21 protein-coding genes and 3 pseudogenes are annotated in these 19,489 nt (G+C 69.1%); 11 read left to right on the top strand and 13 right to left on the bottom strand.

Annotated elements, in window-relative coordinates:
- Positions 1-918: EamA family transporter (locus ACWGI8_RS18875; protein WP_453662288.1), on the bottom strand; the 918-nt coding region annotated here is incomplete at its 3' end.
- Positions 919-999: 81 nt separating this feature from the next.
- Between ACWGI8_RS18875 and ACWGI8_RS18880 the strand changes: the two are divergent.
- Together ACWGI8_RS18880 and ACWGI8_RS18885 are read left to right on the top strand one after the other, a co-directional pair.
- A pseudogene (locus ACWGI8_RS18880) lies at positions 1,000-1,221 on the top strand (transposase); the annotation flags it as partial.
- Between the two features lie 316 nt (positions 1,222-1,537).
- Positions 1,538-2,917, top strand: a complete 1,380-nt coding sequence (locus ACWGI8_RS18885; protein ID WP_453662256.1) for an SMI1/KNR4 family protein — start codon at positions 1,538-1,540, stop codon at positions 2,915-2,917.
- A gap of 163 nt (positions 2,918-3,080) precedes the next feature.
- Here the strand turns inward: ACWGI8_RS18885 and ACWGI8_RS18890 are convergent, their stop codons facing one another.
- Complete coding sequence (locus ACWGI8_RS18890) at positions 3,081-4,244, bottom strand: phospholipase D-like domain-containing protein (protein ID WP_453662258.1); 1,164 nt, start codon at positions 4,242-4,244, stop codon at positions 3,081-3,083.
- A gap of 361 nt (positions 4,245-4,605) precedes the next feature.
- Here ACWGI8_RS18890 and ACWGI8_RS18895 point away from each other — a divergent pair, with 361 nt between their 5' ends.
- The 4 genes from ACWGI8_RS18895 to ACWGI8_RS18910 all read left to right on the top strand — a co-directional run bounded on the left by ACWGI8_RS18895 (position 4,606) and on the right by ACWGI8_RS18910 (position 7,586).
- Positions 4,606-5,415: a class I SAM-dependent methyltransferase gene (locus tag ACWGI8_RS18895; protein ID WP_453662260.1), complete on the top strand. Its 810-nt coding sequence runs from the start codon at positions 4,606-4,608 to the stop codon at positions 5,413-5,415.
- Positions 5,416-5,651: 236 nt separating this feature from the next.
- Positions 5,652-6,389, top strand: a complete 738-nt coding sequence (locus ACWGI8_RS18900) for a hypothetical protein (protein WP_453662262.1) — start codon at positions 5,652-5,654, stop codon at positions 6,387-6,389.
- Between the two features lie 163 nt (positions 6,390-6,552).
- Positions 6,553-7,050, top strand: a complete 498-nt coding sequence (locus ACWGI8_RS18905; protein WP_453662263.1) for a peptidylprolyl isomerase — start codon at positions 6,553-6,555, stop codon at positions 7,048-7,050.
- A gap of 113 nt (positions 7,051-7,163) precedes the next feature.
- Positions 7,164-7,586, top strand: coding sequence for a DUF6882 domain-containing protein (locus ACWGI8_RS18910; RefSeq protein ID WP_453662265.1), 423 nt, complete (start codon positions 7,164-7,166; stop codon positions 7,584-7,586).
- Between the two features lie 78 nt (positions 7,587-7,664).
- On the opposite strand, the gene ACWGI8_RS18915 is transcribed toward ACWGI8_RS18910, so the two are convergent.
- Complete coding sequence (locus ACWGI8_RS18915) at positions 7,665-8,624, bottom strand: alpha/beta hydrolase family protein (RefSeq protein ID WP_453662266.1); 960 nt, start codon at positions 8,622-8,624, stop codon at positions 7,665-7,667.
- A 164-nt stretch (positions 8,625-8,788) separates the two neighbouring features.
- Between ACWGI8_RS18915 and ACWGI8_RS18920 the strand changes: the two genes are divergently transcribed.
- Positions 8,789-9,385 (top strand): TetR/AcrR family transcriptional regulator, encoded by a 597-nt coding sequence (locus tag ACWGI8_RS18920; protein ID WP_453662267.1) that lies wholly within the window; start codon positions 8,789-8,791, stop codon positions 9,383-9,385.
- Positions 9,386-9,416: 31 nt separating this feature from the next.
- On the opposite strand, the gene ACWGI8_RS18925 is transcribed toward ACWGI8_RS18920, so the two are convergent.
- Positions 9,417-9,830 (bottom strand): cytidine deaminase family protein, encoded by a 414-nt coding sequence (locus ACWGI8_RS18925; protein ID WP_453662269.1) that lies wholly within the window; start codon positions 9,828-9,830, stop codon positions 9,417-9,419.
- Positions 9,831-10,215: 385 nt separating this feature from the next.
- Here ACWGI8_RS18925 and ACWGI8_RS18930 point away from each other — a divergent pair, with 385 nt between their 5' ends.
- Positions 10,216-10,632 carry a VOC family protein gene (locus ACWGI8_RS18930; RefSeq protein WP_453662271.1) on the top strand — a complete coding sequence of 139 codons (417 nt, stop codon included), beginning with the start codon at positions 10,216-10,218 and terminating at the stop codon, positions 10,630-10,632.
- Positions 10,633-10,899: 267 nt separating this feature from the next.
- Here the strand turns inward: ACWGI8_RS18930 and ACWGI8_RS18935 are convergent, their stop codons facing one another.
- The 3 genes from ACWGI8_RS18935 to ACWGI8_RS18945 all read right to left on the bottom strand — a co-directional run bounded on the left by ACWGI8_RS18935 (position 10,900) and on the right by ACWGI8_RS18945 (position 12,452).
- Positions 10,900-11,412, bottom strand: coding sequence for a GNAT family N-acetyltransferase (locus tag ACWGI8_RS18935; RefSeq protein ID WP_453662273.1), 513 nt, complete (start codon positions 11,410-11,412; stop codon positions 10,900-10,902).
- 140 nt (positions 11,413-11,552) lie between these two features.
- Entirely contained in the window at positions 11,553-11,951 is a 399-nt protein-coding gene (locus ACWGI8_RS18940) for a DUF6463 family protein (RefSeq protein ID WP_453662274.1), read from the bottom strand.
- 18 nt (positions 11,952-11,969) lie between these two features.
- The gene (locus ACWGI8_RS18945; protein WP_453662276.1) at positions 11,970-12,452 is read right to left on the bottom strand and encodes a DUF3995 domain-containing protein; all 483 of its coding nucleotides are present in this window, start codon (positions 12,450-12,452) and stop codon (positions 11,970-11,972) included.
- Positions 12,453-12,509: 57 nt separating this feature from the next.
- Here ACWGI8_RS18945 and ACWGI8_RS18950 point away from each other — a divergent pair, with 57 nt between their 5' ends.
- Together ACWGI8_RS18950 and ACWGI8_RS18955 are read left to right on the top strand one after the other, a co-directional pair.
- Positions 12,510-13,106: a TetR/AcrR family transcriptional regulator gene (locus ACWGI8_RS18950; RefSeq protein ID WP_453662277.1), complete on the top strand. Its 597-nt coding sequence runs from the start codon at positions 12,510-12,512 to the stop codon at positions 13,104-13,106.
- Positions 13,107-13,381: 275 nt separating this feature from the next.
- Entirely contained in the window at positions 13,382-13,894 is a 513-nt protein-coding gene (locus ACWGI8_RS18955; RefSeq protein WP_453662278.1) for a hypothetical protein, read from the top strand.
- A 121-nt stretch (positions 13,895-14,015) separates the two neighbouring features.
- Here the strand turns inward: ACWGI8_RS18955 and ACWGI8_RS18960 are convergent, their stop codons facing one another.
- From ACWGI8_RS18960 to ACWGI8_RS18975, 4 genes are all read right to left on the bottom strand, one after another.
- A complete protein-coding gene (locus tag ACWGI8_RS18960) occupies positions 14,016-15,593 on the bottom strand; it encodes a serine/threonine-protein kinase (protein ID WP_453662280.1) in 1,578 nt (525 codons plus the stop codon).
- Between the two features lie 172 nt (positions 15,594-15,765).
- Positions 15,766-15,894 carry a hypothetical protein gene (locus ACWGI8_RS18965; RefSeq protein ID WP_453662281.1) on the bottom strand — a complete coding sequence of 43 codons (129 nt, stop codon included), beginning with the start codon at positions 15,892-15,894 and terminating at the stop codon, positions 15,766-15,768.
- On the bottom strand, positions 15,891-16,349 hold the full coding sequence (locus tag ACWGI8_RS18970; RefSeq protein WP_453662283.1) for a DUF6463 family protein: 459 nt from the start codon (positions 16,347-16,349) through the stop codon (positions 15,891-15,893). The genes ACWGI8_RS18965 and ACWGI8_RS18970 overlap by 4 nt, the downstream gene beginning before the upstream one ends.
- Positions 16,349-16,963, bottom strand: a complete 615-nt coding sequence (locus tag ACWGI8_RS18975) for a DUF2867 domain-containing protein (RefSeq protein WP_453662285.1) — start codon at positions 16,961-16,963, stop codon at positions 16,349-16,351. The genes ACWGI8_RS18970 and ACWGI8_RS18975 overlap by 1 nt, the downstream gene beginning before the upstream one ends.
- Positions 16,964-17,056: 93 nt before the next feature.
- Between ACWGI8_RS18975 and ACWGI8_RS18980 the strand changes: the two genes are divergently transcribed.
- Positions 17,057-17,614 (top strand): TetR/AcrR family transcriptional regulator, encoded by a 558-nt coding sequence (locus tag ACWGI8_RS18980; RefSeq protein WP_453662287.1) that lies wholly within the window; start codon positions 17,057-17,059, stop codon positions 17,612-17,614.
- 100 nt (positions 17,615-17,714) lie between these two features.
- Here ACWGI8_RS18980 and ACWGI8_RS18985 read toward each other — a convergent pair.
- Positions 17,715-18,982, bottom strand: a pseudogene (locus ACWGI8_RS18985) (NAD(P)/FAD-dependent oxidoreductase); the annotation flags it as partial.
- Positions 18,983-19,030: 48 nt separating this feature from the next.
- Positions 19,031-19,489 (bottom strand): annotated as a pseudogene (locus tag ACWGI8_RS18990) (FAD-dependent monooxygenase); the annotation flags it as partial.

A 19,489-nucleotide genomic window follows, 5' to 3' on the forward strand; every position in this document is an offset into this window, starting at 1 on the left:
CGACACACCTGAACTGCGGTCGTCCGGGCGGGTGCCGCGTGCGGCGCCCGCCGATGCGGCCACCACGAACAGCACCGCGATCCACTGCGACCAGTGCAGCGACTCCTGGAGCACGATGAGGCCGATGAGGGCCGCCATTGCCGGTTCGAGGCTCATCAGGATGCCGAACACTCTCGGTGGGATCTTGCGTAGCGCTTCCAGATCCAGCGAGTACGGGATCACCGACGACAACAGTGCCACGCCGAGCCCCGCAACCAGGACCCACGGCTGAATCAGTGCCGTTCCGCTGTCCGCCACGCCGAATGGCACAGCCACCAGTGCCGCGACGGCCATTCCCAGAGCCAGACCATTGCCTTCCGTGGTGTGGCGGCCCAGCGCCGCGCCGACCAGGATGTACAGGCCCCAACACGTTCCTGCGGCGAGGGCGAACAGAAGACCGACAAGGTTGAGGTCGCCGCCTCCCTCCATCAGCAGGACCACACCGCCTGCCGCGAGCACGGCCCAGAAAGCGTCCAGCCATCGCCTCGACCCGGCCAGGGCCACCGCCAGCGGCCCGAGGAACTCGATGGTGACCGCGATGCCCAACGGGATCCGGGCCAGCGCCAGGTAGAAGCACAGGTTCATCAAGCCGAGAATCACGCCGTAGCTGAGCACTACTGTCCACGTGCGACGATTCATGCGCAGCGACGGCCGCCACAACAGCATCAGCACCGCCGCCGCAAAAAACAGTCGCAACGAGACCGTCCCGAAGCTGCCCACTGCGCTGAACAGGTGCTTGGCCAATGCCGAGCCCACCTGAACGCTGACGATGCCGAGCAGTACCAGTGCCGGTGGCGGGATCGTGCCGAAGGTACGTCCGGCCACCGCGGTCAGGGAGGATCGCGGGGACGGGCCGCGTCCAGTCCTGTCGACGCTCATGGTGGCCACGCGTGGATTCTCGACGATCGGGCGCCGCACGGCACGTGATTTTTCCCGGATTCCGGGACGCGACCCCCTCTGCGTGCTTGGCTGCGACGCCGGCAGATCGTGCCCCGGATCGCCCGCCGCGGCGTGGAGAACTCCAGCCGACTCGGCCGGCACCGCTGGGTCGTGGAACGGACGATGTCCTGGATCAACGGATGCCGGCGCCTGCACCGCCGCTACGAGCGCGAAGCCGAACACTTCCTCGCCTTCGTCGGCATCACCGGCGCCCTCATCTGCTCCCGCCGCCGCACCGACTAGCCTCCCTGTCTCGTTTCGGGTTGCTGAGCTGGTCTCGTCGCGTTGAAGCGGTGGTTGGGTTGCTCGTGGCGGGGAGGGCATGGCTGAGTCCCGACGCGCGGGTCGGGTTCTCCAGTGCTCCTTGGGTCGTGGGTGGGCAGGGACGGTGCCGTGGGGCTCGTGCGGGTCCCGTGCTGAGCCTGCCGGATGCCCTGGAGGGATGAGGCCGAGGACGGTGGGACTCGGCCGGGATGGTGGCTTCCGCAATAATCGCACTTCACGACGCGCCCGCCCTCGCCGCGCCCCTGCGATCAACCGAACGACCGGAGGCTCACCGTTGCCCTCGATGCATGACTTCGTGACCTGGGAGCCCGTGCTGCGGCTCCTGCGGGCCGCTCATTCGGAAAGCCTTGCCGCCCCGGGCGGCTACGTGGCAGGACGCATCAGCACACACTCGTGGAGTCTGCCGACGCCGCCGCCGCTCCCGCGGCCCGGACGAGCCCTCCAGGCCGAGGACATGCGGGACGAGTTCGACGCGGTGAAGCGGGTGCAGAGCGCGCTTTCGGACACCGGCGCCGACGGCATCTCGTTCGTCGCGGAGATCTCGCCGACCGGGAGGACCGTGCTCCACCTGCTCGGTCCCAGCCCCGCTGTGGAGGCCGGTATCGGTCCGCATCCGGGTTCACTCGTCCTGGTCGAGGATTCCCTCCCCGAGCCCTGGCGCCGCTTGCCCGATCCGGTGCCCGGGGCTGTGCCGGCGCCCTCGGCGGATCTGGCGCTGCTGGAGCGGACGCTCCGCGGGCGGATCCCCGATGCCATCGGCGCCACCGAGGCGGAGGTCGCCGCCGCGGAAGCGCGCCTCGGCATCGAGTTGCCTGACGAGCTCAAGGTGCTCTACCGGGTGACACGAGCCCGCTGGGAGGACTGGGGCGACGACCACGAGGCGGCGGAGCGAGTCCTCCAGGCGGTCGGCTTCGAGCTCTTCTCACTGGATGACCTGTACGTCGCCGACGCGCCGTCCCGGCCGTGTCCCTGGAGCTTCGCGGCGATGGAGGCGGTCGTCACTCCGCCCGACGCCGCGGTGCAGGGGCTGGTCGGCTCGGCCGGCTGGATTGCCTTCGGCGACAACGGCGGCGGCGACCGGATCGCGGTCGACCTGACGCCAGGCCCGGCCGGACACGCAGGGCAGATCATCATCCTCAGTCATGAGGAGAGCATCGGCGCCGGCCTGGTCGCCGATTCCCTCACCGACCTGGTGGTGAACGGGCGCAGGCAAGGGCGCCGCGGCCGTGGCGAAACCCAGCCGCCAGTTGTGGCCTGGGTCAACGTCCGAAGCCTGCCAAGTGTCCAGGCCGCCGCCCACGCCGGGCTGGAGGCGCTGAGCATCGGCGTGTGGGAGGGGGAGCCGCTCAGCCTTGCCCCCGTCGTCGGGCTGCCCCGCCTCCGGACCCTCAGGGCCTCCCCCGGTACGCTCGCCGACCCGCTGGAGATCGCCGAGCTGACCGGGCTGGAGTTCCTGGAGCTCGGGCCGGAGGAGTGGCGCGTCCTCCTCGACGCCGGAGCCGTCCCGCGCAGCCTGTCGGCTGCCGCCATCGAGGCGCACGGCAATCGGCACCCACTCTCGATCGTGGCGCTCGCCAATGAACTCCTCGATCTCTGGGACCGCCCCCCGATCACCCCGACCGTCCTCGAAGGGCACCTCGGCCCCATGGAGTAGTCGACGCGGTGGTGGCCGACGAAGACGACCAACGCGGCCGCCCGGGCCGACCGACGGCCGACCGCCATTTCGTCACTCCACGAACCGCACTTCGTCAGTTCCCCTCTGTCAGCGGGGCGCGGCCCGCCCCGCCGGGTGATTGATCCGGGCGGGCCGCAGGGGTTCAGCAGGCGATGGCGGCGCCGTTGGCGGGCTGGTGGGTGGTGGCGGCCCGGAGCTGGTTGAAGTTGGCCACGTACGCGTCGAAGACGGTGCTGTCCTCCAGCTGGAGCATGGTCTCGTCGCTCTGCCGCAGCGAGTTGCCGCTGAAGTTGTGGCTGCCGGTCCACAGGATTTTCCGGTCCGGGGTGTCGTAGTAATTCCCCTCCACGAGCAGGTACTTGTCGTGGATCCAAATGGAGTCGGCCTGGCAGTAGTACTTGGTGATCACCCCGCCGTACACGCTGGACGTCTTCTGCAGCAGCGTCTCGAGGGACTGCTTCTCCATTGCGCTGTCCGGGTTGTAGGTCTGGGAGACCTCCACATAGCAGCCCTGCGCGTCGAGGTCGGCGAGGCGTTCGGCGAGGTAGGGGCGGCTGAAGATGGTCATGCTGACCCGGATGCGGGTGCGGTGGTTGTCACTCGTGCCGTAGGTGGAGTTCCCGAAGCACTTCACATGGTCGAGGACGGTCGCGACGGTGTCCTCGGAAGGATCGTCGTAGGGCTTCCCGTTGCTCTCGGCGCGCGGGTAGAAGTGCGCCTTGGCGTTCCCGGAGGCGACTGGCGGCCGCCCGGTGCTGTAGTAGTCGTTGTTGGCGCGGCGGGCCGTCAGGTCGTCGAAGTAGCCGTTGTAGGCGTTGTAGATCCCGTCGTTCCCGACGAGAACGAGGGCGTTGTTCCACCCCTTGGTCCCGTCACGGCCGTTGTGCAGATTGGCGGACGACTGCACGACGACATGGGGGGTGCCCTGCGTCTGGGAGAGCAGCAGGAACTTGTTGTGGTTGATGGCGTCGACGGTCCCAAGAGTCCGCGTGCCGACGCAGCCGCGGCCCTGGCCGCAGTTCATCACCCACGAGGGCTGGGAGGTGTCACTCCCGAGCTCGGCCACCAGGCTCTGGTACGGCGCCATGGCCACGGCCTTGTAGTCGAAGACGGCCTGCACTCCAACGCCCCGCCGGTGCGCGGCGATCAGTGCGTCGGGCAGCGTCGGATCGTCGGCGTAGAACATGGCCAGCCGAATCCGCGCCCCGGCCGGCGCCCCGGCGATGAGCTCCACCTGCCGCGCGACGACGGCCTGCTGCTCGGCGGCGGTGCCGGTGGGGTTGTTGAAGACGGCTTCGGTTGTCACGGGGGTGGGGGTGTCGGCGGCGGCCATGGCCGGGGCCACGCCACCCGCGGCGCCAGCAGTGGCCGTGGCTGTGGCTGTGGCTGTGGCTGTGGCTGTGGCTGTGGCTGTCAGCGTGGACGCGACGACCGCCGCGGTCAGAGCGACGGCGCGGAGGATGGAGCCTTTGCGCAAGGAGGTGCCTTTCGAGTCTCGGTGCAACTGCCGGCGTGCAGACGAATGATCTTCCCAACAGCGCCCCGATACGTCGAACTCTCCCCGCGGGGCGGGTGCCTGCTCCAAGCCGCACGTGCTGATCAGGTGGCGGGTTAGGGTCGTGACACCATGTTGATCTTCGGCTGGCGGTTTGGAGAGGGTGCCGGTGTTGACGGGATTCGACAAGAGTGAGCGGCTGATGTGGGCCGGCCGGGGCGCCGCTTATGCCGGAAGCTTCGCCAGGCTGTGCGCCTATCCGGTGCCGCAGTTGCTCGATGCCGCTGAGGTGGGGCCGGGCGTGCGGATGCTGGATGTCGGAACCGGGCCGGGGACGGTCGCTGCTGCCGCATGTACCCGGGGCGCGACGGTGACGGCCGTGGATGCGGAGCCGACCATGGTCGAGCTGGCCATGCAGGCCGCGCCCGCGGCTGACGTGCGCGTGGCCGTCCTTCCGGAGCTTCCCTTCAGCGACGGAGAATTCGACGCCGTCGTGGCCAACTTCGTGCTGAACCACGTGGGCCGGCCCAGGGTCGCCCTGGCCGAGCTGCGCCGTGTCGTGAGGCCGAACGGCTGGATTGCGCTGACGATATGGGCGGCACCGCCGGCCCCGGGACAGGCTCTGCTCGGCCGCGCGATCCAAGCCGCAGGTGCGGTGCGCCCACCCCACCTGCCCGCAGGACTTGCCCCTGAAGAGGACTTTCCCCGTGACGAGAGCGGACTGACGGGCCTGATGGATTCGACGGGTCTGTGCGAGGCGGCATGCGAGACCTTGCGTTGGGACCACCGCGCCGGCGCCGATGAGTGGTGGAGCGGTCCTGCGGCCGGCGTGGCGTTCGGCGGCCAGATGGTGCAGAGTCAGACCCCACTGATCCGCGCCGAGATCAAGCGGCACTTCGATCTGTTCAGCTCTGCGTTTGCCGATGAAGACGGTGTACTGACACTGCCGCATGCGGCCTTGCTCGCCCGTGCGCGTCGCTGACGCCGCCACGATCGTCTCCGCCCCCGCCGTACGGCCGCCCGACAAACTCGGCCAGTGGCCCGGTCCTTGTTCTGACCGGCGACGTCGTCGCGTTCGTGGCTTTCTCCCATCGACACGAACGCATCCGCTTCGGCGACACCGCGCCAGAGGTACGGGTTTCCTTGCGGAGGACCGTTGGGGAATCCTGAACTCGCAGCGGACGCTTCCAGGGCGCCACCCGTGTGCTACGAACAGGCGTGACATTGAAGATCGAGCGGACTGACGCGCGCACGTGGCCGGATGAGCACGTAAAGGAGCTCTTCAGTGAGAGCTTTCCTGAGTTCATCACGGCTGACCGGCTGGTGAAGGAGTACATAGGCAGGGTCAGGGAGTGGTTCGCCGATCTGAACCTGATGCTGGTGGATGAGCACGGTGTGCCGGTGGCATCGGGGTGGGGGGTGCCGATCCACTGGGACGGTCTGGCCTCGACACTCCCCACTGGCTATACCCAGGCCCTTGTCAGGGCTGTCGAGGGCCGCGAGCAGGGCGTGGAGCCCAACGCTCTGGTGATCTGCGGTGCGGTGGTCACCCCGTCGCTCAAGGGGCGTGGGCTGGCGGGCCAGACCTTGGCGGCGCTGCGCCGCACTGCGCAGGATGCCGGGCTGGCCCGGGTCGTCGCGCCGGTGCGCCCCACGATGAAGGCGCAGTACCCGTTGACACCGATCGAGGCCTTCATGGGGTGGCGTCGTCGCGACGGGATGGCTCTTGATCCATGGATCCGGACCCATCAGCGCCTGGGCGCGAAGATACTGTCAGCGGCTCCCGCATCGCAGACCATGACGGGCAGCATCGCCGAGTGGGAGCGTTGGACCAGCATGGTCTTTCCCGAGCCGGGAGACTATGTGATCCCGGGCGGACTGAGCCTGCTACGGGTCGACCTGTCCGCCGATGAGGGCGTGTACCAGGAGCCAGGCGTCTGGATGCAGCACAGCTGAGAAGTACGGCTTTGTTCACCTTGCCGCACAGCGGTCGGAGAACTGCTTTCCGGATGGCGGCAGCTGTACGAGAACAGGGACGGCGCCAGCCGCCCCGGCGACCACGCGGGCCTGCCCCGCGCGGGAAACAGGTCCGAGGGCCGCGAGCATGTCAGAATGTCCCGTGCCTTCCAACGTATTTTTCGACGTGACCATCGACGACAAGCCCGCAGGCCGGATCGTCTTCAAGCTGTACGACGACATCGTTCCCAAGACGGCTCGCAACTTCCGTGAGCTGGCCACCGGCGAGCACGGCTTCGGATACGCCGAGTCGCCCTTCCACCGCGTCATCCCGGACTTCATGCTCCAGGGCGGCGACTTCACCGAGGGCAACGGCACCGGCGGCAAGAGCATCTACGGCGAGAAGTTCGCCGACGAGAACTTCCAGCTCAAGCATGACCGCCCGTTCCTGCTCTCCATGGCGAACGCCGGGCGGAACACCAACGGGTCCCAATTCTTCATCACCACCGTCGTGACCCCCTGGCTGGACGGCAAGCACGTCGTCTTCGGCGAGGTCGTCGAGGGCGAGGACGTCGTGAAGCAGATCGAGTCGCTGGGCACCCGCTCCGGTGCGACCCGCTCGAAGATCGTCGTCGCCGCGTCCGGGGTCGTGGGCGAGTAGCACTCCCCGTGTGCCTGTGTGGGCGGCCATCGGCCGCCCACACACTGCGCTGTCCCGGCCGGCCGCCTCCTCGCCTATCAGGTAGCGGTACAACCATTCGGCGAGGGTCGCACATGCCCTGGGGGCTGGGATCGGCGGACCGTTGGGGCCTGGACCAGAAGACCGGCCTCATCACCTGGACCTTCTCCGACAAAGTCGCGACGGCGCCGGCCCAGATCCTCGGCAGTTTCAGCCCTGCGTCGGGCTCGTGGCCGTGGGCCTGGGCGAACGAGAGCATCCTCCCCGAGATGAGCCGCGATTCCCGAAGCGTTCGGGAGTGGGCGGAGGCCCACGGTCACCTCGCGCTCGCCCAGGCGAAGATCGACGCCGACGAGCAGGCCGCGGCGACTCTCGCGGCTCTGGCCGTCCGGATCACCGGGGCGACCGGTTTCTATCGGGGCCCCGGCAAGAACTCTGTCTCGATCATCACGTTCGGTCCGGTAACCCTGACCGCCGCGGACGGCAGCTCGTCCACTTTCACCATCGATATCAACTAGTGCCGTGCCCGGGAGCCTTTGCGACTTCGGCGGCCATCTCGTGCCGTTGGCCCGCTGCAGAGACGGTGCCTCTTCGGCTTACTTGGATTCGACCCGTCCGAGCGAGTCGGGGCCGGCTGTCAGCGCGTCACACGCTTCCTGCCACGCGGAATCTCCGGGGTAGAGCTCGGTGCGGAGGTATGCCCAGGTGAGCCGCTGGACCGCGGAGACTCGTTCGGGGCTCTCGTCCGTGGTCTCGGCGACGTCGTATCCAGAGACACCGCCGAGCCCGTGCTCCGCGTCAAACAGGGTGAGCAGGGACTTGGGGCCCGGGGAAAGGAAATACGGATCGGCGTGCCAGTCCGGGCCCCGAACCGTCAGGTGGGCAGAGTCGTCCTTGTCGCCGGCGACCACGAGCGCGGGCGTCGTCATCTCGGAGAAGTCCGTGGTCAAGAAGAAGGGCCAATTCTCGGCCACGAACTCGGTGAGGGCATCGCCGCCTCTGCCGGGCGCGGCAAGCAGGACACCCGCCTTGATCCGGGGCTCGGCCAGGTTCACTGCCGTTCCGTCGTCCGGATCGGTGAGCCGGGCGCCCAGCAGCAGGCTCGCGGTGTGCCCGCCCATCGAGTGCCCGGCTACGGCGACCTTGGTGTGGTCCAGGCGCCCGAGGAGCTGCGGGACGGCGGCCTCGATCACGTCGAGCTGGTCGAGGACGCGCTTCATGTCCTCGGCCCGTGATCGCCAGTACAGAGGCGCCCCGGGAGTGCCGGGATCCAGGTTCAGCGTCGTCGAGCTCAGATGGGTGGGCTGGATCACGACGAAGCCGTGCGCCGCCCAGAAGTTGGCGAGGGGGGCGTAGCCGTTCAGTGAGGAGAGGTTGTTCGAGTAGCCCTGACCGTGCGAGAGGAGAATGACCGGCAGGTCGCTCCCGGTCACGGGCGCGGAGACCCGCACCTGAAGGTCCACCGCTCGGCCGGGAGCCGACAGCACTACCGGACCGACCGAGAGAACGGGAGTGGGCGAGCAGACGGTGTCGGCTGTGTAAGTCGACTCACTCATGATGCGTATTTCCCTTCGATGGCTCTGCTGCCGGTCTCATTCGACTGGCGACAGGTGAGGCGGACAGGAGCGTCCGGCCTCAGCTACGCTAAAAACGGAACGTTGTTCCGATTAACATACGGAACAGTGTTCCGTTTAGTCAACGGCCGTCGGAAGGAAGCGTTGTGTCCACTACAGGCCGGCCCGGGGAGGTGCCGGCCCGCAGCAAGCGGGCCGACGCACAGCGCAACCAGCAGACGCTGCTTACCGCGGCCGCCGCGGTGTTCGTCACCTCCGGAGTCGACGCACCGATCCGTGAGATCGCGGCCAGAGCGGGCGTCGGACTGGGGACGATCTATCGCCACTTCCCGACTCGGGCGGATCTCGTCGTCGCCGTCTACCGCCACCAGGTCGAGGCATGCGCCGAGGCCGGCCCGAGCCTGCTGGCCGGCGCCGACTCTCCGCTCGCAGCACTCCGTCAGTGGGTCGACCTGTTCGTTGACTTCCTGGTCACGAAGCACGGACTCGCCAACGCGCTGCAATCGGACAGCAGCGGCTTCGACGCGCTGCACTCCTACTTCCTCGACCGCTTGGTGCCCGCCTGCGCGCAATTGCTCGACGCCGCAGTCAACGCCGGCGAAATCAGGCCCGGTACGCACGCCTACGAACTGATGCGCGGCATCGGCAACCTCTGCATCGGACATGACAGCGACCCCCGCTATGACCCCCGCCGAATGGTCGAACTGCTCCTTCAGGGACTACAGCGACCGCAGTCATCCTGATGTCGACGGTGAGCCCATATGCGGGGAGGTCTTACTCGGCGTCGAGCTGGTGGTCGGCCCAGACGTAGCTTTCGGGCAGCAAGTCGGTGATCAGGACGGTTCGGACGCGGTCGCCTTCGCCGACGATGACCTTGAGGGCGGGAAAGTAGTCGAGAAGCACCTGACGGCACCGGCCGCACGGGGGAACAACCCCCCGGTCGCGGTCGCCCACGGCGACGATCGTGTCCAGCTCGTAGGCGCCCTGGGCGGCTGCCGCGCCGATGAGGACCAGCTCGGCGCACGGTCCTCCCGTGAAGTGGTAGGCGTTGACCGCCGTGACGATCCGGCCGTCCCGGGCGCGGGCCGCTGCCGCCATGGTGTGGTTGTCACCCCGGCAGCGAACGCGAGCCACGTGCGCCGCGGCCTGGATGAGTTCGTGGTCGACGTGATGGGTCTGCGTGGTCATCTTCTCAGCCTTCCTCAGGTGTCCAGGCGACGTTGACCCGGGTGACGAGGGTGCACAAGCGAATATCGGCGGCATGCTTGTTCCACCAGCGACGAACCGCCACCGGCCGGCCCCTGACAGGGCAGCGACGACCCACCTCTCGCTGACGACCATGCGCAGGCCCGCCACCCGCGTGAGGAGCCGAGGCCGGAGGCCGGCGCGGCCGGGCGTTCAAAAGAGCCGGCCATGCCGTAGTCGCCGCCATGGAGGGCATCAGCCTGGAGAGCCGACCGTCTACCCGTTGCGGCAACAGGCCGACGTTCGAAGGCCGGGGAGTCGCCCCGATCATCGGCAGTGCACCGCCTAATCTGCCAGAACCGAAGTCTCACCACGAAAGGAAGATTCCATGCCATCTCGACTCAACCCGTACATCAGCTTCAACGGCGACGCCCGGCAAGCCATGGAGTTCTACAAGGAGATCTTCGGCGGCACCCTGGCGGTGAACACGTTCGGCGACTTCGGCGAGAAGGAGGCCGGAGACGCCGCCGACAAGATCATGCACAGCATGCTCGAGACCGACAGCGGCTTCACGCTCATGGGCGCGGACACCCCGCCAGGGATGGAGCACAAACCCGGGAACAACATCTCCGTGAGCCTGAGCGGGGATGACGCCGACGAACTGCGTGGCTACTGGGACAAGCTCTCCAGAGGCGGCACGGTCTCGGTACCGCTGGAGAAGCAGATGTGGGGCGATGTCTTCGGCATGTGCACGGATCGCTTCGGCATCACCTGGCTGGTCAACATCAGCGAGCAGCAGGCCTGAAGGGAGGCGGCGCGTCGGCCTCTCCCCCGATACCGCCGGACCGTCACGTCCCGCCGACGTGCGACGGGACGGCGGGACGACGGGAAGCGGGACAACGGGACGACGAGCGGAACGACGGCCGCGCAGTGGTGAAGCACCTGTTGGACACCTTGCTCACCTGTGCAGGATTCGGCGGCTGACGCAGCGGCAGCGCCACCGAACTCGCCGCCCAGCACAACGAGTCGGCCTGGAAACGGGAACGCACCACCGAGGAAGCCCGCAACCGGCTCAACAGCGACGCGTCACTACGCCAGGGGCTGTCCGGCAGGTCGCGTCCTGGCGCAAGTCCAACTCGCCGACTGTTTGATCCCCGCTGGTCTCACCCGTCGGACGGAATCCGAGCCCGAGGTAGAAACCCTCGGGGCCGCCCGCGCCCGGATACCAAGTGGTGGTCAGGCGGGTACCGCCGCGACGGCGGATTTCAGCAGCAACGGACTCGACCGCGAAGCGACCATAACCTCGACCCTGCTCGGCATCCGCGACGTTGAGCCGCCAGAGGCCGGAACGGAAGTCGGTGCCGTCGCCCCGCCAGTCGATGTCGAAGAAGGCCATGAGGAAACCGACGGGCCGGTCTCCGTCAAGGATGAGGCGGGGCCAAGCTATGCCGGGATGGACGTATGCCTCGGCCAGAGACTTCACGACCGGCGCGACCAGGTGCTCCTGATCCGGACGAACCCGCAGACCGATCGCGACGTCGAAGTTGGCCGGGGTGATCTCCCGCAGACAGAGTGTGGTCGTCATGCAGGAACCCTAAGCGAGTCGATCAAGCGGACTCCGGGGATGCGTCGTCGGACACGGGAACCCTGCTCGGTGGCTCGCATGCCCCGTGCTCGGACTCGGAGCCAGAGCCGTATGCAGGTCCGGGTGATCATGAGCATTTCTCACTGTCGGTCACTGCCGGCAGGAGATGTCCGACGACTCTGCTCCGCGCTGTCACGCCGGGCCGCGATCAGGGCCAGCACCCCGAGCACGATCAGTCCGGGCGCGCCGGACACGGGATAGAGGATCTGCAGCGGCACACCGATGGCCAGCAGGTACCAGCCAAGCTGTGCCGGGAGCCTGCCGGTGTCACGGACGATGCGTCGGCTGAGCGTGCCCAGGGCGAGGAGGCCGAACCCTGCGAGGAAGAACCACATCTCGTACTCGCGCTGCGGATTTCCGGGGACGGCATTCCAGAGCCCGTCGCGGGCCACATCACCGAAGGTGCTCGAGGCGATCAGGGCGACTGCGAAGTGCAGTGCGGTCAGCCCGATCACCAGTCGGGGAATCAATCGGCTCATGGTCACCTTCCTCATTTCCTACGCTCCTTGGCTGTCTGACGCATGGCGTCGGCTCTGGCGGCGGGAAGAGCGGGTGGCGACGGCGACGTATGCCGTCAGCGCCCCGAGCGCCAGGCACAGGGGGGAGTACAGCGCCAGGTCCCAGCGGGTGAAATCGGTCGGCCGGCGGGTCAGTCCGGAGGAGAACAGACCAGCCGTACCTCGCAGCAGCAGCACGCCGGTGACGCCCCATACGCCTTGGCGGACCACACGACGCGGCCCCACCTGCGGGACCAGCTCGGCCCGGGCCGCGGTGGCGTAGGCCGCTGCCCCGAGCACCGCCGCGACTGCGGCCGTCAACTCCGCCGTGGGCAGGTCGGCTTCAGCGACCCCCACGACCGTACGGGCGAAGTCGGCACGGGTGGCCAGTGGCCAGGGTGAGAAGGTCCAGATCCCGTGCAGTGCCCCGATCGCGCCCAGGCCGACTGCGGCCGTCGCCCCGGCGAGTTTCGTCAGCGTCATGCCACCCCCTCCATCCATACACCCCTGCATGGACCGACCATACAGTACTGTACGGACATGGCAAGAAGGCACCTCACCCCCCAGGACTGGTCGACCGCGGCGCTGCGCGCGATGGCACGTGGGGGCGTCGCCGCAGTGTCGGTCAACGCGCTCGCGGGCGAGCTGGAGGCAACCCGGGGCAGCTTCTACTGGCACTTCAAGGATCGCGATGCACTGCTGACGGCCGCGCTGGAGGTGTGGGAGCGGGACGACACCACAGCGCTGATCGCAGAGTTGGGCGACATCACCGACCCCCGGCAGCGACTGACGGCCCTTTTCACCATCGCGCTGGGACAGGAAGACATCAACGGCCTGGAGCCCGCGATCGTGGCCCACGCCGACCACCCCGCCATTGCCCCGGTCCTGCGCCGGGTCACCGAGCGGCGGATCGCCTATCTCACCGATCTCTACACCGATCTCGGGCTGGCCGCCGCCCCAGCCCGGCGTCAGGCGGTCGCCGCGTATGCCGCCTTCCTCGGATGGCTCGAACTGCGCCGCTCCGCCTGCGACATCGTGCCCGAAGTCGCCGCCACCGGAACCACCGCCACTGCTGCCCTGGAGCACCTCATCACCGCGCTGGCCCGATCCGCCGAGCACCAGGCGGAGCCGGAGTGATGGGCGCCACCGCGCCCGATCGCCTCAGCCACCTGACGTGTGCTCGTTGAGCGCGGACTTCGGTGTTCCCGCAGCAGACAGTGCGCATGGATTCGCGAACCCCACGGATTTCCACGATTCGTCGCGATGTCCTCGGTCGCCGGACGGCTGGACAGCCCGGCTTGTCCGGCGATCGAGCCCTCCTCAGGTCCTCCCTCAGCGGACGTCCCCTCCACCGCACGGCGGAGACGGTCCGCCGTAGCGGACGAAGCGCGGCCGCCAGGTCCAGGGCCAGCATGTACGTCATGACGACAGCAACCGTCCCCCTCCCCGCCTCCGCACCCGCACCTGTCTGGGCTCGCCGCGCCGCCCACGCCATCGCTCTGTGCGCACTCCCGTCCGGCCTGTGGCGCATCGCCATGGCATCCGGTGTCCATGTGGGCTACAGCGACCAGGTGTTGCGCGACGTCTTCGACATCCCGGGCTGGGGCATCGCATACGTCGTCGGCCTTTCCGTCCTTGCCGAGCTGGCCGCCCTGTTTCCGCTGTTGCTCGTCAGCGACGGGTGGCGGCCGCTGCGCCCCCGGGCCCTCGCCGCGCTGGCCTGGACCGCCTCGGGCGTTCTGGTCCTGGTGGCGCTGTGGCAACTCGTGGTCGCTTTCACCGTCGAGAGCCAGACGTACATGTCGAGCGGTACGGCACAGACCGTCTGGGGCTTCGCGTTCGCCCCGCTGTTCGCCATCCCGGCCCTGATGACCGCGGTGACCTGGTCGTACACAAAGCGGCACCGGGCACGGGGACAGGCATAGCCCCTGCCCCCGCCGCTGGACCGGCCACGCGCCGGGCTGCGGAGCCTCCTTTCCGGGCAACGATCCCGTTGAGGACCGTCCGGTCGTCCAGCCGGCACGGCCGGGCCGGCGGGCGCGTCCGTCAGCGCCGGGTGAGGGTGGACGGCGCCCCGGCAGACTGGGCACCTTCGTCACCCAGGCCCAGGGTGTCGCTGCCGGTCATCGTGACGACATAGATATTGCCCTTGGGGCAGGAGACGGCGGCCGATCGGTCGGTGGGGTGGCTGGTGACCGCCTCGAAGACCATCGATGTCCTGCGTACCTCCCGCAGTTGCAGGGCCTCGGTGCATCCCAGCTCACGGCCTGAGCCCACCTCGGTCACCTTGCTGACCTGCTTGCCCGCCAGCTCACCCCGCAGTGCCGGGTGGAGGGTCAGGGTGACGGCGAACTGGTCGGTCCGGGCCTGGGTGACGCCGTCGGCGATTGGGGTGCCCGGGCCGGTGCCGACCCATGTACCTGCCCAGGACGCGGGAAGCGAAGCGGCGGTGGGTGACGGCGAAGGCGTCCTGCCGGATGCGTCATTGCCGGAGAGGCGCTGCACGACGAGCGTGCCCGCGGCGGCGATCAGGGCCGCGGCAACGGCCCCTGCGACCGCCCGGCCGGTACGGCCGGACAGCCACCGTCGCAGTGAACCAGCAGCCGGCGCAGCGGTGGTCCCTGCGCCGTCAGGGACGGCGGTCTCTGCGCCGTCGGAAGCCGGGCCGTCCGCAGCCTCACGTGGCGCAGTCGCCACAGGCGCCGGTTGCACTGCTGCGGAGACCAACGCGTGCGCCTCCGCCTCCCTCACCGCGAGATCCCTCTCCAGCGCCTCAGGCAGCAATTGCGGCCAGGTACCGGTCCGGCCACCCAGGCGTTCCAGCAGCGCGCCGACGGCGCCGGTCGTAGGCCGCTGCTGCGGGTTCTTCGCCAGGCAGGACCGCAGCAACGCGACCAGGGCCGCCGGAACGCCATCGAGGTTCGGCTCCTCGTGCACGATGCGGTACAGCAACACCGCGGCAGAGACCTCCTCGTCCGGGTGGGAAAAGGGGCCCAGTCCCGTCGCCGCGTACACCAGCACGGCAGCCAGGGAGAAGACATCACCCGGAGCACCCGATCCCCCGGCACTCGCCTGCTCCGGCGCCAGATAGCCGGGAGAGCCGATCACACCGCCGGTCCTCGTGTGACGCGAGTCCTCCATGGCGCGCGCGATCCCGAAGTCGATGAGCAAAGGACTGCGGCGGCCCAGCAGCACATTGGACGGCTTGACGTCCCGGTGGGCCAGCCCCGCCCCGTGTACCGCCCCCAGCGCCCCGCACAGCTCGGCCGCCAGAGCCAGTACGGACCGCTCGGGCAACCGGCCGTACCGCTGCACCCACTCCGCCAGGGACGGCGCGGCCACGTACTCCGTGGCGAGCCACTGCGGGCGCTGCCCCACCGGGCTGTAGTCCACCACCGCAGTGGTCCAGGGAGAGCGCACCCGGTCGCTGTTACGGATCTCACGCGCGAACCGCTCCTCGAAACCCGGCTCCCGTCCGAACTCGGCACGCACCGTCTTCAACGCCAGCGGGCGCCCCGACACCGTCCGGGACAGATACACCCGCCCCATGCCACCCTCACCGAGCCGTGCCAGCAGTGGATAACCACCGATGGCTCCCGGATCCGACCCGTCCAGCAACTCCACGCCCCGCCGCCCCCTCACACCTGCACACTGCCAACCAGGTTCAGCCCCCGGACCAGCCCGACCAAGTGCCGCATCCGTAGCATCCGCACCAAGCATCACCTGCCACGGCCACAACAGGCCACCCAGCCACCATTCCTGGCAGCGCGAGAACCCGTCACGGCAGCTTCGAGCCTCAGTGGTACGACAGCGGGCGGACCTTGGACTGGACGACCACAGTGAGTTCGGCCGGGCGGGCCCCGTTCGTGGGACCGGAGATCTTGAACAGTCCGTCGACAGCCCCTCGCGGGCGGGCGCGGATCACGCCAGGTCTTCCTCCCGGTCGCGGGCCGCCCGCGACCGGTCTTCCCTCCGCGCCGCCAGAATGATGAGTGCGCCGGAGATGATGCCCGCGAAGTACGGAGACGGCACAAGCAGGACGCCGCCGACGAAACACCACGCCGCGAGACCCCAGCCGATCCCGGCGGGCACGGCCACCCCGCGTCCAGCGAGGTGCCATGTCAGGCAGCCCAGGAGAATCAGGGGCACGGCGAAGCTTCCCGGACCGGCCCAGAAGGCGACCGGATTCTGAAGGGACTCCCCTGACTGATCGGCGCCACTGTCCGTCAGCGCGAGCGGGACGGCTGCCCACGCTCCCCGATCCACCCAGCCGGTGACGCTTTCCCAGGCGAAAAGAGTCAGCAACAACAGGTGACCTGTCCCCAGCACGAGCATGATGCCGCTCGCCCAGCGCAGCAGTTGCTTACCAGCGTTCATCATCAGCCCCGTTCGTCATGCTGCGCCGCGAGATGGTTGCGGTCGCGCCAGGCTCGTTCCCACTGACGGGCCAGGGCCGGGTAGACGATGAAGTATCGGAACGGCGCGATGGCGGCCATGTAGAGCCGCCCGAACCATCCGTTGGGCTTGACGAGGACGGCCATCCGCAGCTCATGGTCACCGTTCGCACCCTGCACCCAGCTGAGGTGCATCACGGTGTGCACGGTCTTGTTCGCCAGTTCGCGAGCGGACTCCGTGGCGATCTCGTAGATCCCTTTCAGGGGCATGCTGTCGTTGTCCTGGCCCCGGTGAGCTTCACGGAGGTCGCTGGGCAGGCGGTCTCGCAGCGAGGCAACCCGCGCACCGACACCCGCCGTCGGCTTGTCCCAGCCGAGGAGCGCGCCGAGCTTCCATCGAACGGCGAACAAGAACCGCACCGGCCAGGCCTGTCTCGCGAGCCCGCCGGATGTCCGCATCGCTGCCAGCATCGCTGGGAAGTCGTCAGGCCCGGCTCCGGGGGTGCGGAACGCCCACACGTCCTCGACTCCGAAGTCGGAGGTGAGTTCGTGGATGCGCCACGGATGCTCGGTGTAGGTGGACTTCGCGAGTCGTGCCACGCTTCGACCTCTCGTTCTGTACGCAGCCGTATATCTCATCTGTACGGTACCGTACACTCCCCCGGTCAAACACCCCTGAGAACAGGTGAGAAGGTGCCCCCCATCGCTCGTACCCCACGAAGTCGCTGGATCGAAGCGGGACTCGACGCCCTCGCCCGGGGCGGACCGGACGCTGTCCGAGTAGAGGCTCTGGCCGCCGGAATCGGGGTGACGAAGGGCGGGTTCTACGGGTACTTCGACGGTCGTCCCGCGTTGCTCGACGAGATGCTCGACGAGTGGGAACAGCGTTGCACCAACGACATCCTCGAGCAGGTCGAGTCCGAAGGCGGGGACCCTGCCGAAAGGGTCCGGCGCGCCGGCCAACTGACCTTCTCGGACGACCTGCACCGGATTGATCTGGCGGTCCGTGAGTGGGCTCGCCATGACCCGTCGGTCGCGAAACGACTGCGGCGGATCGACAACGCCCGGATGGAGTTCCTTCGCGCGATGTTCGGGACCTTCATCGCAGACCCCGACGAAGTCGAGGCACGAAGCACTCTGACCTTCGCCCTCGCGATCGGCCGCCACTTCATCACCGCAGACCACCCCGGACGCACCAAACGCGAAGCCATCCACCTGGCCGGAGAACTTCTCCTGCGACCCCGACCGTGAACACCCGAGGTCGCAGGCCAGGCCGCCGGCTCCATCAGCCGGGAGGGGCCGCCACCAACGGCCCCGGTGTACCCAGTCGGGGTGTCACTCCTTTCGCACGTCACTCCTTGGACGGTGGCCCCGGGACCCGGGCGGGCTCGGGCGAGGCCGTGTCCAGCGGCACGGACCAGGAGCGGACCAGACCGAGCTGCACCGCCTGGCGTGGCAGCGCCGCGTCCAGCAGCCAGCCGGCCGCCACCCGCACCCGGTTGCCGGGCATCGCGGCGAGGTGGTACCCGCGGGTGACCGCGCCCGCGAGCGGACCCGACAGGGGTACGCCCAGCGGGTTTGCGGCCGCCTGCACCCCGCCCAGGTCCACGGCGAAACCCAGATCGTGGTGCCGGTAGGGGCGAGCGGTGCCGTGCCCGAGGGAGGCGGCGACGTTGCGGGCCGCGACATCGCCCTGACGGGTTGCGTGCTGGGCAGTCATGGGGGTCAGCTCGAAGCCGCCGTAGCTGCCGTAGCTGCCGTCGGGGCTCTCGCCGGTGCCGTTCCCGGAGAGGGGACGGGTCAGATCGGGCACGGCGGCGGCATCCCCGCAGGCGAACACCTCGGGGTGCCCCGGCACGTCCAGCCGTGGTGTGACACGCAACCTGCCGCGCTCGGTCGCCAGGCCGACCCCGGCAACAAGCGGATCGGGCCGTACGCCGACGCACCAGACGAGCGTCCTGGTCGCGATGAACTCGCCGTCGTCCAGCCACACACCGGCCGCAGTCGCCTCCTTGACGGACGTACTGGTGCGTACCTCCACTCCCCGGCCGCGCAGCACCTGGTCCGTGGCCTCGGACAGCCGCCGGTCGAGTCCGGGCAGCACCCGGTCCGCGACGTCGATGAGCAACCAGCGCGGGCGAGTGTCGGGCGAACGCCAGGCCGCGCCGTGCAGCGGCCTCGGCCGTGCCATCTGGGCGTGCAGCGCGTCGGTGAACAGCTTCCCCTGGGCAGCGACCTCCGTCCCCGTGTATCCCGCTCCCACCACCACGAAGGTGCACCGCGCGGCGCACTCGTCGGCATTGCCGGAGCACGCGGCCAACTCGGTCTGCCGGGTGATGTGATCGCGCAGGTAGAGCGCTTCTGGCAGCCCGCGGAAACCGTGGGCGTGCTCGCTCACCCCGGGCACGGGCAGGAGCTTGTTCACACTTCCGACCGCGAGCACGAGCCGGTCGTACGCCAGCTCGCCGAGGCCGCCCTCCGGGTCCGTGTAGTGCACACGGCGCTCCGCGAGATCGACCTGCGTCGCCTCACCGAGCACGAGCCGCACCCGGGGGGGGTGTGCGCCAGCGAAACGGTCACCCTCCGTGGTTCCAGGATGCCGGCGGCCACCTGAGGCAGACTTCCGCGTTCCGCTGCGCGGACCTTCGGCGTGGCCCTCCGCGGTGTTCACAGCGGCGCGGACAGAGCCGCGAGGTAGTCGGCCAGGGCCGTCGCGGTGCCGGCGAGTGGGAAGCGGGCACCGAGCTGCCCGTCGGGGCGGACGACGAAGCCCGTCGAGCCGTCGGGGCGATAGAGCCGGGCGAACTCCCCGGCGGCGTCGCGGTATCCAGGGACGGCCAGGGTATCGGCGGCGGTCCGTGCGGCTTCGCGGGCGAGGACGACGACGGCCTGCAGACCGGTCCGGGGGGCCGGGCCCTGGGAGGTGTCCGGGCTGCCGTCGGCCATCAACAGCACCCCGGCAGCCCTGCTCGCTTCGGCGGCTTCGACCAGGTCGGCGATGCCGGCCGCGTACAGGAGCACCACGTGCCCCGTGCGGCCGCGCAGGATGTCGAGCAGGCGCAACGGGTAGGTGGCCACGGGCGCGGTCAGCCCGGCGCAGTCCGGGGCCCGGTCACCGGGCTGGGG

The organism is Streptomyces sp. NPDC054841 (genome assembly GCF_053611045.1).